Annotated in this window: 12 protein-coding genes; 6 read left to right on the forward strand and 6 right to left on the reverse strand. The window is 66.1% G+C overall.

The annotated features are described in order from the left end of the window. The first annotated feature begins 19 nt into the window (after positions 1-19). From IPU70_RS13295 to IPU70_RS13305, 3 genes are all read left to right on the forward strand, one after another. Entirely contained in the window at positions 20-805 is a 786-nt protein-coding gene (locus IPU70_RS13295; RefSeq protein ID WP_207467892.1) for an EAL domain-containing protein, read from the forward strand. 105 nt (positions 806-910) lie between these two features. After that, positions 911-1,621, forward strand: coding sequence for a response regulator transcription factor (locus IPU70_RS13300; protein WP_207467893.1), 711 nt, complete (start codon positions 911-913; stop codon positions 1,619-1,621). After that, positions 1,618-3,480 (forward strand): 7TM diverse intracellular signaling domain-containing protein, encoded by a 1,863-nt coding sequence (locus tag IPU70_RS13305; protein ID WP_242702486.1) that lies wholly within the window; start codon positions 1,618-1,620, stop codon positions 3,478-3,480. The genes IPU70_RS13300 and IPU70_RS13305 overlap by 4 nt, the downstream gene beginning before the upstream one ends. A 7-nt stretch (positions 3,481-3,487) precedes the next feature. Here the strand turns inward: IPU70_RS13305 and IPU70_RS13310 are convergent, their stop codons facing one another. Further along, positions 3,488-3,877 (reverse strand): hypothetical protein, encoded by a 390-nt coding sequence (locus IPU70_RS13310; RefSeq protein ID WP_013396610.1) that lies wholly within the window; start codon positions 3,875-3,877, stop codon positions 3,488-3,490. A gap of 117 nt (positions 3,878-3,994) precedes the next feature. On the opposite strand from IPU70_RS13310, the gene IPU70_RS13315 reads away from it, so the two are divergent. Continuing rightward, a complete protein-coding gene (locus tag IPU70_RS13315) occupies positions 3,995-4,441 on the forward strand; it encodes a hypothetical protein (RefSeq protein WP_207467895.1) in 447 nt (148 codons plus the stop codon). Between the two features lie 312 nt (positions 4,442-4,753). Continuing rightward, positions 4,754-7,009: a TonB-dependent siderophore receptor gene (locus tag IPU70_RS13320; protein ID WP_207467896.1), complete on the forward strand. Its 2,256-nt coding sequence runs from the start codon at positions 4,754-4,756 to the stop codon at positions 7,007-7,009. 52 nt (positions 7,010-7,061) lie between these two features. On the opposite strand, the gene IPU70_RS13325 is transcribed toward IPU70_RS13320, so the two are convergent. The 5 genes from IPU70_RS13325 to IPU70_RS13345 are packed head-to-tail and all read right to left on the reverse strand — an operon-like array spanning position 7,062 to position 11,278. Continuing rightward, positions 7,062-8,081, reverse strand: a complete 1,020-nt coding sequence (locus IPU70_RS13325) for a tripartite tricarboxylate transporter substrate binding protein (RefSeq protein WP_207467898.1) — start codon at positions 8,079-8,081, stop codon at positions 7,062-7,064. A 56-nt stretch (positions 8,082-8,137) separates the two neighbouring features. Continuing rightward, positions 8,138-8,911 carry an SDR family NAD(P)-dependent oxidoreductase gene (locus IPU70_RS13330; protein WP_207467899.1) on the reverse strand — a complete coding sequence of 258 codons (774 nt, stop codon included), beginning with the start codon at positions 8,909-8,911 and terminating at the stop codon, positions 8,138-8,140. Next, a complete protein-coding gene (locus IPU70_RS13335) occupies positions 8,908-9,627 on the reverse strand; it encodes an SDR family NAD(P)-dependent oxidoreductase (RefSeq protein ID WP_207467900.1) in 720 nt (239 codons plus the stop codon). The genes IPU70_RS13330 and IPU70_RS13335 overlap by 4 nt, the downstream gene beginning before the upstream one ends. A 10-nt stretch (positions 9,628-9,637) precedes the next feature. Next, a complete protein-coding gene (locus IPU70_RS13340) occupies positions 9,638-10,534 on the reverse strand; it encodes an oxaloacetate decarboxylase (protein WP_013396604.1) in 897 nt (298 codons plus the stop codon). A 21-nt stretch (positions 10,535-10,555) separates the two neighbouring features. Beyond that, positions 10,556-11,278: a GntR family transcriptional regulator gene (locus tag IPU70_RS13345; RefSeq protein ID WP_207467901.1), complete on the reverse strand. Its 723-nt coding sequence runs from the start codon at positions 11,276-11,278 to the stop codon at positions 10,556-10,558. Positions 11,279-11,575: 297 nt separating this feature from the next. On the opposite strand from IPU70_RS13345, the gene acnA reads away from it, so the two are divergent. Beyond that, positions 11,576-14,275 carry an aconitate hydratase AcnA gene (gene acnA / locus IPU70_RS13350; protein WP_242702487.1) on the forward strand — a complete coding sequence of 900 codons (2,700 nt, stop codon included), beginning with the start codon at positions 11,576-11,578 and terminating at the stop codon, positions 14,273-14,275. Positions 14,276-14,303 lie beyond the last annotated feature (28 nt).

Consider the following 14,303-nt stretch of genomic DNA (forward strand, 5'->3'; position numbering starts at 1 on the left):
AGCCCACCAGGAATGATGTATGAAACGCGCCATAGCGCAAAGCCAGCAGCTTGGCGACGAGGAAGTCATGTTGATGGCACGGCGCGGCGACGGCTTGAGCGTCGTGCTGCAGCCGCAGTTCAATCTGCTGAATGGCGAAATGGTCGCCGCGGAATGCCTGGCCCGTTGGACTCACCCTGTCAGGGGTGAGGTCGGACCGGCCGAATTTGTTCCCGCCGTTCATCGCCTTGGCGTGGATCTGCCTTTTTTCGAACAAATATGCCGCTTGGCGGTCGCTGCTTCGGCCGCGCTGAGCGCGCAGGGAATCGACGTGCCCCTGGCGATCAACGCCTCGGCTTCGACCTTGTCCAGCCAGGACGCGATCGATGCCCTGGCGCGCCATGCGGGAGCCGCGAACATCCCGTTGACGCGGTTTCGCATCGAGTTGACCGAGGACCAGCCTATTACCCGTATCGAACCGTTGCGCAAGTCGCTGAAGAAATTCGCGAAGGCGGGCTGCCAGGTCAGCATGGATGATTTCGGAACCGGGTATGCGTCCTTGCAGCTCTTGAACGCGCTGCCCATCGCCGAACTGAAGATCGACGGCCGTTTCGTGCGTCGCATCCGCCGCGACAGGAAGGCGCGCGAAATCACGCGGCTGTCGGTGCTGCTGGGAGAGCGGCTCGGTCTGCGCGTGATTGCCGAAGGCATTGAAAACGCGCCGGATATCGCCCTGCTCCAGTCCATGGGGTGCAGCCATGGGCAGGGCTATGTGCTGTCTCCGCCCATTCTGCTTTCCGAGTTTCTCGAAAGCTGCAGGCGGTAGCGGCGCCAGGGCCGAATTCCTGTGAAAATACCCATTTCCAGGGATATGCGGTTTCACCCGGCTGAGACATAGTTCAGGCTGGGCAATTCCGCCCGCTTTCATCCGATGACCGCCCACATGCTTGCTTCCGAGTCGACCCTGCCTGCCCCGGTGCTGCTGGTGGAGGACGAGCCCCTGATCTGCCGCCGGCTGGAAGGCCTGTTGCTGCAGCTTGGCTACGCGCCGGAGGCGCTGGTGTACGCCGCCACCTTGGCGCAGGCGCGCGAGCGGCTTGCCAGCCAGCCGTTCGCGCTGGCGCTGGTCGATCTGGGCCTGCCTGACGGCAACGGCACGGATCTGATCGCCGAGATGCACGCGGAAGATCCCAGCCTGGCGATCCTGGTGATTTCGGCATGGAGCACAGAGGACGCAATCCTTGCCGCGTTGCGCGCGGGCGCCACGGGCTATGTGCTCAAGGAGCGCGACGACCTGGAGGTGTCCTTGTCCATCCGCAGCGTGCTGCGGGGTGGGGCGCCGATCGATCCCTTCGTGGCCCGTCGCATCATCGAAGAGCTGCGCCCCAGGCGGGTAGAGCCGTCCGATGCGGCAGCGGGCGACCCGGCCGAGTCCGCTGATTCGGGCGAAACCCTGAGCCCGCGCGAAAGTCAGATCTTGCGCCTGGTCTCCGAGGGGCTGGGCAACCGCGAGATCGCCGAGGAACTGCACCTGTCGCGCTATACCGTCGAATGCCACGTCAAGCACATCTACCGCAAGCTCGCCGTTTCTTCGCGGACGCGGGCCATACACGCGGCGCGCACGCGCGGCTTGCTCGATTGAAGTGGCTGGCCGTCCTGTGGCTGGCGCTGTGTCTGGCGCCGGCATGGGCCCAGGAGCCCGCTGGCGCCTGCACGGCGCAAGTGCTGTCCATACAGGTCGCGAAGGGCGGCGATGATGGCCGGCGGCCCGAGACGGCGCCGTGGCAGACGGTCGAGTTGCCCGATGACTGGAGCGCCCGCTGGCCGGGATACAGCGGTACGGCCTGGTATCGGATAGGCTGGCGGCGCGATTGCGCCGGCGGGGCCACCGGGCAGGTGGCATTGGCGCTGGAATCAATCATCATGGCGGGCGAGGTCTACATCAATGACGAACGCATCTGGAGCGATCTGCAACTGACCGAACCTCTTTCGCGCAGTTGGAACATGCCGCGCTACTGGTTGATTCCCGACGCGTTGGTGCGTCCGGGCGAGAATGCGCTGTGGATCCGGGTGGTCGGCGTGGCGGGGCAGTCACCGGGCCTGGGGGCCGTCCATCTGGGCGGCCAATGGCAGGTATTGCAGCAGTACGAAGATCTGTGGTGGCGCAATCGCACCCTGTTCACGCTAAACCTGATCGTTTCGGCCGTCATGGGTGGGCTGTGCTTCTGCATCTGGCTCATGCGCCGCGAGCAACGCACCTATGGCTGGTACGCGCTCATGGCCTTGTTCTGGGTGCTGTTCATCGCCAATGTGCTGATGACCAGTCCCTGGCCGTTCCCGAACAGCATGATGCTGGCCCGGGCCAACATCATGGTCCTGGTGTTGTACGTGGTGTGCTTTTGCATCTTTACGTGGCGCTTCGGCGGGCAGTCATTGCCGCGCATCGAAAAGGCGCTGTGGATGCTGGCAGTCGTATTGCTGGGGCTCGAAGCTTTCACGCCGCAGGTGTATCTGGCCGAGGTGCAGTTGGCGGTCGTGCTGATCGTGTCGGCGATTTTCTTCGCCAATTGCCTGCAGTTCCAAGTGCATGCGTGGCGGACCCGCCGGCCGGAGCACGGCATGCTGGCGGTGTGCCTGCTGATCTTTCTTGCCGCCAGCGTCCATGATCTGCTGCGGCTGTTAAAGCTCTCCGACAGCCAGAGTTCATACACGCCGTTCACCAGCGTCGTGGTCACGCTGTGCATGTCCGCGGTGCTGGGGTTGCGCCATGCGCGCAGTGTGCGCCGCATCGAGCGTTTCAACCAGGAGTTGGCCGATGGCATCGAGCAGGCGCGCACTGAACTTGCCACGACGCTGGAGCGCGAGCACGGCCTGGCGCTCGCGAACGCCCGGCTGCAGGATAGGCTGCAGATTGCGCACGATCTGCACGATGGTCTGGGGGGCTCCCTGGTCCGTATGATGGCCATGGTGGAGCAGGCCAATGAACCCTTGCAGAGCCAGCAGTTTCTGTCGATGCTCAAGCTGCTGCGCGATGATCTGCGCCAGACCATAGACAGCGGCTCCAGCGCGGGCGTCAAGGTGCCGGCCACGCCGCGGGAATGGATCGCGCCCTTGCGCCACCGCTTCATGCAGCTGTTCGACGAACTGGACATCAGTGCCAACTGGCGGGTGCCTGAACTATGGCGTACGCCGCCCAGCGCCCTGCAATGCATGGCGCTGACGCGGCTGGTGGAGGAGTCGCTGGTGAATATGCTCAAGCACAGCCGTGCCCGCCGCGTGGAGCTGGAGCTGCGGCAGTCTGAATCCGACCTCCTGGAGCTGCGCATCGAGGATGACGGCGTCGGCTTTGACGTGGCTGCAGTGTTGCGGGCCGGTATCAGCGTGGGCATGCGCAGCATGCACACCCGTATCGCCAGGGTAGGGGGCGCGCTCGACGTGGCGTCGCGTCCGGGACAGACCGTGCTGACCGCCACGCTGGAGCTGCGGGCCGCTCAGGCTTGAGGCGAGCCTATTTGGCGGTGTTTTCGTCGTCCACCGTCAGTCCGCCGCTTTTCATGATGCTCTGGGCGATCTCTTCGGCGGACTTGCCGGCGAAGCCGTGTTCGCCCGCCGTGATGCGGAAGCTGTCGCCTTCCAGCGGACTCTGCAGCGTGGCCGAGGACAGGAGCACGCCGCCCGAGCGCAGCTGGATGCGCTTGCCCACGCGGTCTCGCGTGAAGTCGGCCAGGGCCTGGCGGCTTTCGGGCTTGAGTTCGACATCCACCGTCCTGGCGGAGGTTTGCGGGTCGGCCCCGGCGGTGGCCCGCGCCACCTGCAGCACGACGGTTTCAGCGTAGGCCGCGCAGGGCAGCAGCGCGGCGAGCACGGCCGCGCGGCCGAGTTGTCTCATTGATGGCATGGCAAGCTCCTTCCGATGGACAGCCCCTCCATGCTAGCCCATGTCGCGCCAGCGCCCGGCCGCGCGGTCTAATATTGCGCCTCGGCTCCGGACAGAGCCGCCACCAAGGAGAGTTTCATGGCAGTGCGCGGAATCTGGTTGTTGTCTGGCTTGTTGCTGGCGGGCGTGGCCCATGCGGGATCGGCGCCGGCGGAGCTGCGCTGTGTCTCGGATAGCGGCAAGGTCGCGCTGGAAGGCTCGATTCCTTCGCCGTCTTCGGAGGAGCTGGATCTGAAGCTGCGTTATGCCGACGGCGGCCTGTCGTTCAATTCGAGCAAGAACGACAGTTACCTGGCGGAAGACTTCCCGCAGTCGGTGTTCACCCTGGTGGTGACGGGCAAGGACGTGCCGTTGACGCTGTACGCCCTGCCGTCCAGCGTCGCGGTAACGAAGCGCGAGAACGGCGACGTCGCCGGCAAGTTCCTGGCCAAGCTGACGTCCGCGCGGCCGCGCTCGGCGTCGGGTGTGCAGGCGGATACCCCGCTGAAGGCCACGCTGAACTGCGAATACCGGTATTCGCTGTAGCTGGACGTTCCGTCTGGCCGGCCGGCCCCTTGTTCCGATGACAGGCCATCGGAGCAAGGGGCTTTTTACCGTCTGAAGCCAGCGGATGCGCGGCGATGGCTGCGCGCTGAAAGCAGTTTCCGTAGCTGGAGTGTTGTTATTACGCCGCTTTGGCGGCTGCCCCGGCCGCTAAATTCCATGAAATTGACATTTTTCTGAATAAAAGCTGACTGTTTGTTGAATGTAAAAATAGGAATGAATATCATTGGCGCTCTTATAAAACCAAGAGCGCGCATGGCGCATCCGCCGCGGGGCGGTTCCTGAAAGAGTCCAATGAGCAAAGCAGATAGATCGACGGCCCATGCCAAGGCCGGTGGCAACCCTTCGGCCTCCATTTATGCCGCGATGTGCGGCGCGCTGATGTCGCCGGGCCTGGTCCTGGCCCAGGGCAGCCTGGCGCCAGGCGCCGCGCACGAACTGTCGCCCGTCCATGTGCAAGGGCAGGCGGTCAGCGACGGCTACGAGGCCAACATCGCCTCCTCTCCCAAGATGACGGCGCCCTTGTTGGATACGCCGCGGTCGGTGACGGTTATCACCGAACAGCTGATGCGCGACCGGGCGGCCACCTCGCTGATGGACGTGCTGCGCACCGCGCCGGGCATTACCTTTGGCGCCGGCGAAGGCGGCACGCCCACCGGCGACCGGCCGTTCGTGCGCGGCTACGAGGCCAGCACCGACATGATGGTCGACGGCATGCGCGACCTGGGCCGCTTCTCGCACGAGACCTTCAACCTGGAGTCGGTCGAGATCCTGAAGGGGCCGAGCTCCGCCTATTCCGGCCGCGGGTCGACCGGCGGTAGCATCAACCTGGTCAGCAAGAGCCCCAAGCTGGAGAACTTCGCGGAAGGCACTGTCGGCGTCGGCACCGACGACAACTGGCGCCTGACCGGCGACGGCAACTGGGCCTTGGGCGAGAGCTCGGCGTTCCGCCTGAATTTCATGAAGCAGGGCGGCGACATTCCGGGCCGCGACCACGTCGAAACCGACCGCTGGGGCGTGGCGCCCTCGTTCTCGTGGGGCCTGGGCACGCCGACGCAAGTCACGCTCAGCTACTACCACCTGCAGAACGACGATACGCCCGACCTGGGCATTCCGTTCAAGAACGAATCGCGCCCCGACCGCGTCACGCCGCCCAAGGTGGACCGCGACAACTATTACGGCCTGATCGGCCGCGACTACCGCAAGAACCAGGCCGACATGACCACCCTGATGGTCGAGCACAAGTTCAGCGACAAGCTGAAGTTGCGCAACGGCACGCGCTACAGCGAGTCCACCAACGAATACGTGATGACGCGCCCGTCCTTCGACAACTGCGCGGCGCGCGTGGGCGGCAGGCCCAACCCCGCCTACGGCGTGGCGCCCTGCTCGAACGAAGCGGACGGCGTGAAGATGAGCAAGGCCCTGCGCAGCCTGAACCAGACCAACCGGTCCTTCATCAACCAGACCGACATGTTCGGCGAATTCACCGCTGGCGGGCTGCGGCACAGCTACGTGGCCGGCCTGGAGTTCAGCACGGAAACCATCAGCAAGCGCGATGGCGTGCCGTCGGGCGGCTTCGACAGGACCTTGCAGGACGACCTGTACAACCCGAATCCCCGCCAGCCGTATACCGGCAGCCTGAGCTGGGGGCCGCGCTACGACGCCGCCAAGACCATCACGCGCGCGGCCTACGTCTTCGACACGGTCAAGTTCAGCGAGCAATGGGAGGCCAACGCCGGCCTGCGCTATGACAACTACCGCGTGACCAGCGGCAACGTCGAGCGCACCGACAATATGTGGAACTACCAGTTGGGCCTGGTCTACAAGCCGGCGCCCAACGGCAGCATTTACGTGTCCTACGGCACTTCGTCCAACCCCTCCGGCGAAACGGCCGGCCAGTCTGGCGGCGCGGATGGCGCGGCCGGCGGTCGCCTGACCGCGGGCACCGCGGCGCTGGCGCCCGAGAAGAGCCGCAGCATTGAAGTGGGCACCAAGTGGGATGTGTTCGACGAGCGCCTGTCGCTGACCGCGGCAGTGTTCGAAACCCGCAAGACCGATGCGCGCAGCTCCGATCCCATCACCGGCGACGTGACGCTGTCCGGCAGCAACCGCGTGCGCGGCATCGAACTGGGCGTGGCGGGTTCCATCACGCCCAAGTGGCAGGTGTGGGGCGGCTATAGCTACATGGATCCGAAGGTCACCAGCTACCAGAGCGGCGGCAGCGACTTCAGCGGTAATCAGATGAAGTTCATCGCCCGCCAGAGCGCCAGCCTGTGGACGACCTACAAGTTCCTGCCCGAGCTGACGGTGGGCGCTGGCGCAACCTTCACGGGCAAGCGCTACGTCGACGACGCCAACGTCTACCAGCTGCCTTCCTACTGGCGCTATGACGCGATGGCGGCCTATCAGTTCAACAAGAACTTCGGCCTGCAGTTGAACCTGAACAACCTGACCGACGAGACCATCTACGAGGCTTCGCACGTGGGTCTGTTCAGCTACGTCGCGCCGGGCCGTTCGGCGATGCTGACCGCCACGTTCCGGTACAACTGACGCCGATCGCGCCAGCCCCGCGCCTGCGGGGCTGGCGCTCCGGCTGCGCGTGTCAGTCGATGCGCGCGCCGGAGATCTTGACGGCCTCGGCCCACTTCGCGATTTCCTGCTGCACGAAAGCCTGGAACTGTTCAGGCGTGGACGGCGTGAACTCGCTGCCGGAGGCGACGATCTTCTCCTTGGTCTTCGGATCGGCCATGACTTCGCGCATGTCGGCCGAGATTTTCTCTACCAGCGGCTTGGGCGTTCCCTTGGGGGCGAAGAAGCCGGACCAGGGCGGCGCGGCATAGCCGGGGAAGCCCTGTTCGGCCACCGTGGGGTAGTCGGGCGCGCTGGCAAAGCGTGCGCCCGTGGTCAGCGCCACGATCTTCAGCTTGCCGCTCTTGGCATACGCCTGGACGGCGGGCAGGCCCGTGATGCCCACCTGGATCTGACCGCCCAGCAGGTCGGTCACCATTGGCGAGCTGCCGCGGTAAGGAATGTGCGCGATTTCGAACTTGCCCTGATTCTTGATCAGTTCCATGCCCAGGTGCGAGGCCGTGCCGTTGCCGTCCGAGCCATACGAGTAATGCGCATCGGGTTTCTTCAGCAGGGCGATCAGTTCCTGCAGCGTGTTGGCCGGCACGTCGTTGTTGACGATGATGGCGTTCGGATACAGCGTGGCCTGCGTGATGGCCTCGAAATCCTTGATCGGGTCATAGCGCATGTTCTTGTAAAGCGAGGTGTTGATGCCGTGCGAACCCGTCACGCCCAGCACCAGGGTGTAGCCGTCGGGCGCGGCGCGCGCCACGTATTCCGAACCGACGTTGCCGCCCGCGCCGGGCTTGTTTTCCACCACGACCGGCTGCCCCCACTTCTTGGAGAGTCCTTCGGCCACCAGGCGCGCGGTGATGTCGGTGGCGCCGCCGGCCGGGAAGGGCACGACGATGGTGACCGCGCGGTTGGGGAAATTGTCCGTGCCCTGCGCAAAGGTGGGGGCGGCGGCCAGCCCGATGGCGCTGGCGAGCAGCGCCAGCATGGTGCGGCGGGTGGTCGGCCGCGAGTGCGTGGCGGAGATAGTTGAGTACTTCATGGTTCAAGCCCCTTGTAGTGTGATGTAAGCCTTGCGTGAAGTTGGCGGCGGCCGCGCTACAGCGCGGTGTATCCGCCGTCCGCGCGTATGTCCGCGCCCGTGATGAACGAGGCGGCATCGCTGATCAGGAAAACTGCTGTTTGCGCGATTTCGTCGGTGGTGCCGAGGCGTCCGGCGGGATACTTGGCCGACAGCGCGGCGCCGGCGGCTTGCGCGCTGCCGTAGCGTGCGACAAGCCGGCTGGTGAGCACCGCGCCTGGAGAAAGGCTCAGGCCGCGGATGCCGTCGGCGGCATGGTCCACCGCGATGGCGCGCGCCAGTGCGATGAGGCCGGCCTTGCTGGCGCCATAGGCGCCGCGGCCTGGCGCGGCCACGCTGCCCAGCTGCGACGCGATGTTCAGCACCACGCCGCCGCCGGCCCGCGCCATGTGAGGGATGGTGTACTTGCTCATCAGCCATGCGCCGGTCAGGTTTACGTCCAGCGCCTGTCGCCATTGTTCCAGCGTCAAGTCCGCGACCTTGTTGCCTGGCGTGACAGTGGCGGCGTTGTTCACCAGGGCGTGGATGGCGCCCCAGTGCGCGACGGCATGCTCGACGGCGTCGCGGGTGGCGTCCGCGTCGGTCACATCGCAGACGCGCGTCAGCACGCGGGCATCCGGCGCGCCCAGTGTCTGGCGGCATTGCGCGAGCGATTCCAGATCCCGGTCCAGCAGGGCCACGCGGGCGCCGGCAAGCAGGCAGTGCGCGGCGATCGCCTGGCCCAGTCCGCCGGCCGCGCCGGTCACGATCACGGTCTTGCCATCCAGTGCCGGTGTGGCTGTCGTCGTCATAGCGGCATCGTTCCCAGCGAGGCGCCGCCGCAGACATAAAGCGTCTGTCCGGTAATGGCGCCGGCCTGCTCGCCCAGGAAGAAGGCGATGGCCGCGGCGACTTCGCGCGCTTCGATCAGGCGTCCCAGCGGCAGGTCCATCCGTGGCGGCGCGCCGCGCTGCGGGTCGTGCAGCATTGGGGTGTCGACCGCGCCGGGGGCGATCACGTTGACGGTAATGCCGCGGACGATGAGTTCGGCCGCCAGGCTGCGCGCCAGGCCTATCTGCGCGGACTTGGTCGCGGCATAGGCCAGGCGCTGCGCGCGCCCCAGCACGGCGCGGCTGGACACCAGTGCGATGCGGCCGCGTCCGTCCGGCAGTTGCGGCGCCAGCGCGCGGACCAGCGCCATCGGCGCGGCCCCGTGCAGTTGCCACAGCAATGCCGCGTCTTCCGGGCGCGTATCGAGCGCGCCGCCGGTGCGTACCACGCCGGCGCAATGCGCCAGCGCGGTCGGGGCGCAATCGTCCAGCAGGGCGCACAGGCCGCGCAGGGCGGTGGCGTCGGCCAGATCGCAACGCAGATGGCGATACAGCCCATGGCCCAGGATGGCGGCAGGCGCGATGTCCACGCCCGTCACCCGCCAGCCGGACGCCAGCAGCAGTTCGGCCAACGCCAGGCCGATGCCGGACGATGAACCCGTCAGGACGCAATGCGCCTGCGCATTCCGCTCAGTCATGGCGAGGTACTCAGTCGGCCAGCGTCGTCAGCCGCTTTTCCATGGCGCGCATCTGCTCGTAGCCCATCAACTGCATGATGTCTTCGATGCCCACCAGCAGGTCGGGGCGGTCCGCGGGCTCGCCGCTGGCGATCACGCCCTGCATCACTTGCAGCGCCTGGCGCATGCCATAAATGGCGGCGGCCGGCAGCATGCGCGGCAGGCTGATGCGCTTGACGCCGATTTCCTTCAGGCGCGGCAGGGGGATCAGGGGCGTGGTGGGGCGGTTGCGGATGCCGAATCCCATATTGACGCTGACCGGGATGCCGGCGGCGTCCACCAGGCGCTTGATGTCGTCTTCGGTGCGCACGGCGTCGGGAAACAGCATGTCGGCGCCGGCGCGGGCATAGGCGCGGGCGCGCTTGACCGCGCCTTCGATGCCTTCGATCGCGAGGGAGTCGGTGCGGGCGATGATGACGAAGTCATCGTCGCGCCGGGCCAGGCAGGCGGCCTCGATCTTCTTGACCATTTCCGCCTCGCTCACCACATCCTTGCCGGGCATGTGGCCGCAACGCTTGGGGCTGACCTGGTCTTCGAGGTTGATTCCGGCGACGCCGGCTTCCTCGAACATCTGCACCGTGTGATAGACGTTCACGGGGTTGCCATAGCCGGTGTCGGCGTCGGCCGTGAGGGGGATTGAGACGGAGCGAGCCAGGTGGCGGCAGTGGGTGACGTTTTCCGACAGCCCCATCACGCCGATATCGGCGATGCCCAGCAATGCGTTCGACACGGCCGCGCCACTGGTGCAGGCAGTCTTGAAACCCGCGGCTTCGACCAGGCGGATGCTGTATCCATCGTATACGCCGGGGGAAACGATGAAAGGTTCGTTCTTCAGCAATTGCCGGAACTGGTGGCGCGGGTTGTTCATGTCGTACTGCTCCAAAGAGTGTCAGGCAGCGGAGACGGGGTGCCCGGCGATGCCGGACGCCCCTTCCGCCAGATGTTCAAAAAGGTGTTGCGCCGCGCGTTCGATGTGCGAGCGCATCAGCGATTCAGCCAGTTCGGCGTCGCGCGCGCGGATTGCGCGCAGGATTTGCCAGTGCTCGGCGTAGGCGTCGTCCTTGCGCTCCAGCACGGTGCCGGAGTGCCGGCGGTAGACGCGCAGCAGGTGGTATAGGTCGCCGCAAAGGGCGTTGATGATGCGGTTGTTGCCGCTGGCGCGCACGATGCGCTCGTGGAAGTCGAAGACCCGCGGCGCCGGCGCGCCGCCATTGGCGGCCTCCAGGCGGCGCTGGCGATCCTGCTCCAGCTCGACCAGCAACTGCGCGATTTCTGCGTCGCTCATGCGGCGGGTGGCCAGGTTGCAGGCCACGCCTTCCAGCGCCATGCGCATCTGGAACAGTTCCAGCGCGGACTCCGCCGACAGCGTCACCACGCGCGCCTTGATGTAGGGCTCGCGCGTGATCAGCTGGATCCCTTGCAGGCGGCGCACCGCCTCCCGCACCGGGCCGCGGCTGACGCCGAACTCCTGGGCCAGCGCGACTTCATTGATGACGCTGCCCGGGGCCAGCCGGCCTTGGTAGATGGCATCCAGCACTTGGTCGAAGACCACGTCGGCCAGCGGGCCGGTGGCGTCTTCCTTGATGGCGATGGAGGTCGTGACAGTGTTCATAGTGTTGACAGCCTATCAAAGAGATCTAAAAAGTGTCAACTCTTTTGGAGTTGGGATTGTTTTGAGCGCAGGCCGGGATTGCCTAGCCTGTACGGATAATTTATCTATTTTAACGAGAAATTTACGGGTTATCCCTGGGGCTGAATGAAGGATTAATCTATCTACACTTGCGTCAGAACTTCACGAAACTGTTTTTGGTGAGTCTTTTTCTGCTCCATGTTTCTGCTGTAGTGTTGACACTATTGTTTCGCAAGCCGTAAGATGAACTCAGTTGAGATTTTCCCGATTACCGCTGCCATGATCCAGTCTTTCCCCTGTTGCGGCAGGACGCTGCGCTACGCGGACCTGTCCGCTGCCGCCCTTGCGGCGGGCCGCGACATCGCCGCGTATCCCTACGTCATCCGCGTATTGCTGGAGAACCTGCTGCGCCACCGCGCCTGGGGCGCTGCCGTTTCCGAGGAAGAAATCGGCAGGCTTTGGGCTTGGCGCGAACATCCCGGCGCCGACTTGCCGCTGCATGTGGCGCGGGTGATCCTGCCCGATTCCAGCGGCCTGCCGGTGCTGCAGGACCTGGCGGCGTTGCGTGATGCAGTGGCCCAGGCGGGCGGGGACGCGGCGCGGGTGGACACCCGCATCCCCGTGGACCTGATCGTCGACCATTCCCTGCAGGTCGACCATTGGGGCGATGCAGGCGCGGTGCAGCGCAACCTGCGCCGTGAATTCGAGCGCAACGACGAGCGCTACCGGTTCCTGAAATGGGCGCAGCAGGCCTACAAGGGCCTGCGCGTCATTACGCCCGGCATCGGCATCATCCATCAGGTCAACCTGGAATACCTGGCGCCGGTGGTCGCGCGCCAATCCCGGCCAGATGGCGACTGGGCCTACCCCGATTTCGTTATCGGCGGCGACTCTCATACCCCGATGGTCAACGCCTTGGGCGTGCTGGGCTGGGGCGTGGGCGGCATCGATGCCGAGGCGGCTTTGCTGGGCCATGCCTACACGTTTCCGATTCCGGAGGTGGTCGGCGTGCGGCTGCGTGGCGCCATCGAGGCGCCCGCGCTCACCACCGACGCCGCCCTGCTGATCACACAGCAATTGCGCGCGGCGGGCGTGGTGGGTTGCATGGTCGAATTCTTCGGCCCCGCGGCAGAGGCGCTAGGCGTGCCGGAGCGCGCAACGATCGCCAACATGGCGCCCGAGTACGGCGCCACCTGCGGATTTTTCCCGATCGACGCCCGCACGCTGGACTATGCCCGCATGACCGGGCGGAGCGAGGAGCAACTGGCGTTGATCGAAGCCTATGCGCGCGCCAACAGCCTGTGGCGCGAAGCCGGCGCAGCCGCGCCGGCCTATAGCCGGGTGATAGAGATCGACTTGTCGGCGGCGCGTCCCAGCGTGGCTGGTCCGCGCCGGCCGCAGGACCGCATGGACGTGGGCGATGTCGCGGCGGACTTCCGCCTTCGCCTGGGCATGTCCCTGGCCGAAGGCGGGTTCGGCGTGGACGCGGCCGCCCTGGCCGCGCATCCACCCAGCCGCGCAACGCCGGGCCACGGCTCCGTGACGCTGGCGGCCATCACTTCCTGCACCAACACCTCCAATCCCAGCGTGATGCTGGCCGCCGGCCTGGTCGCGCAAAAGGCGTTGGATCGGGGCCTGACGCCGCCTGCCTGGGTCAAGCGTTCACTGGCGCCGGGTTCGCGCGCGGTGACGCGCTACCTGGAATCCGCTGGTCTCCTGCAGGCTTTGCAGGCGCAAGGTTTCCACGTGATCGGCTATGGCTGCACGACCTGCGGCGGCAAGTCCGGCCCGCTGGATGCCGCGGCGGCCGATGCCATCACCGAAGGTGGCCTGGTGGCCGCGGCAGTGCTGTCCGGCAACCGCAATTTCGAAGGGCGCATCCACAAGCTGCTGCGCGCCAACTACATCGGCTCGCCCGCAATGGTGGTGCTGTATGCGCTGGCCGGCAGGATCGATGTGGATTTCGAGCACGAGCCGCTGGGACCTGGTGCCGATGGCGCGCCCGTCTATCTGCGCGACGTCTGGCCCAGTCAGGAGGAGATAGCGGCACTGCTGCCGCTGGCCGCGGACCCGGCATTGTTCGCCGAGGTCTATGATCCCGCCAGCCTGGACAGCGCGATCTGGCGCGACCTGGCGGCGCCCTCGGGCCTGCGCTTCCCCTGGGATCCGGAATCGCAATACCTGGTCGAGCCTCCCTTCTTCAAGGCTGAGCCGGGCCGCGATGCGCTGGCCGATCTCGAAGCCAGCCTGGCGCGCGGCCGTGTGCTGGCCGCGTTCGGCGATTCGCTGACGACCGACCATATCTCGCCCAGCGGCGAGATCCCGGTGGACACGCCGGCCGGCGCGTACCTGATCGACAAGGGCGTGGCGCCCCGCGACTTCAATACCTATGTGGCGCGCCGCTGCAATCACCATGTGATGACCCGCGCCACCTTCGCCAACATCCGCATCAAGAACGCCTTGGTGCCCGGCGAGGAAGGCGGCCTGACCTGCCATTACCCCAGCGGCCGTCGTATGGCGGTGGTCGATGCGGCAGAAGCATATCGTGCCGCGGGCGAGGCCAGCGTGATCCTGGGAGGCAGGGACTACGGCATGGGCAGCAGCCGCGACTGGGCCGCCAAGGGCTCGGCGCTGCTGGGCGTGCGCGCCGTGATCGCGGAATCCTTCGAGCGCATCCATCGCGCCAATCTGGTGGGCATGGGCGTGTTGCCGCTGGCGTTCGTGGCGGGCGAAGGCTGGCGCCAACTGGGTTTGACCGGCGCGGAAATCCTGCGCTTCGAGAACGTGGCCAAGGGCGTGCTCCAGGGCGAGCCCATCGCCGTCATCGCCGAGGACGGCGAGCGCCGCATCGTCTTCCAGGCCTACGCCCAGGTCCTCACGCACGCCGAACGCAAGCTCATGGCGGAAGGCGGCATCCCGGCCAGCGTCCTCAACGGCTTCTTGAACGACACGGAGGCCGCGGATGCGGCCCATTGCTGACAACGCGCATCACTCAGGACACACGACA

The organism is Achromobacter sp. SD115 (genome assembly GCF_017355315.1).
In the GTDB taxonomy this organism is placed as follows: domain Bacteria; phylum Pseudomonadota; class Gammaproteobacteria; order Burkholderiales; family Burkholderiaceae_B; genus Achromobacter; species Achromobacter xylosoxidans_B.

Coding starts and splice junctions, on each gene's coding strand:
- IPU70_RS13295 (WP_207467892.1), top strand. CDS start 20: ATGAAACGCGCCATAGCGCAAAGCCAGCAGCTTGGCGACGAGGAAGTC.
- IPU70_RS13300 (WP_207467893.1), top strand. CDS start 911: ATGACCGCCCACATGCTTGCTTCCGAGTCGACCCTGCCTGCCCCGGTG.
- IPU70_RS13310 (WP_013396610.1), bottom strand. CDS start 3,877: ATGCCATCAATGAGACAACTCGGCCGCGCGGCCGTGCTCGCCGCGCTG.
- IPU70_RS13315 (WP_207467895.1), top strand. CDS start 3,995: ATGGCAGTGCGCGGAATCTGGTTGTTGTCTGGCTTGTTGCTGGCGGGC.
- IPU70_RS13320 (WP_207467896.1), top strand. CDS start 4,754: ATGAGCAAAGCAGATAGATCGACGGCCCATGCCAAGGCCGGTGGCAAC.
- IPU70_RS13325 (WP_207467898.1), bottom strand. CDS start 8,081: ATGAAGTACTCAACTATCTCCGCCACGCACTCGCGGCCGACCACCCGC.
- IPU70_RS13330 (WP_207467899.1), bottom strand. CDS start 8,911: ATGACGACGACAGCCACACCGGCACTGGATGGCAAGACCGTGATCGTG.
- IPU70_RS13335 (WP_207467900.1), bottom strand. CDS start 9,627: ATGACTGAGCGGAATGCGCAGGCGCATTGCGTCCTGACGGGTTCATCG.
- IPU70_RS13340 (WP_013396604.1), bottom strand. CDS start 10,534: ATGAACAACCCGCGCCACCAGTTCCGGCAATTGCTGAAGAACGAACCT.
- IPU70_RS13345 (WP_207467901.1), bottom strand. CDS start 11,278: ATGAACACTGTCACGACCTCCATCGCCATCAAGGAAGACGCCACCGGC.
- acnA (WP_242702487.1), top strand. CDS start 11,576: ATGATCCAGTCTTTCCCCTGTTGCGGCAGGACGCTGCGCTACGCGGAC.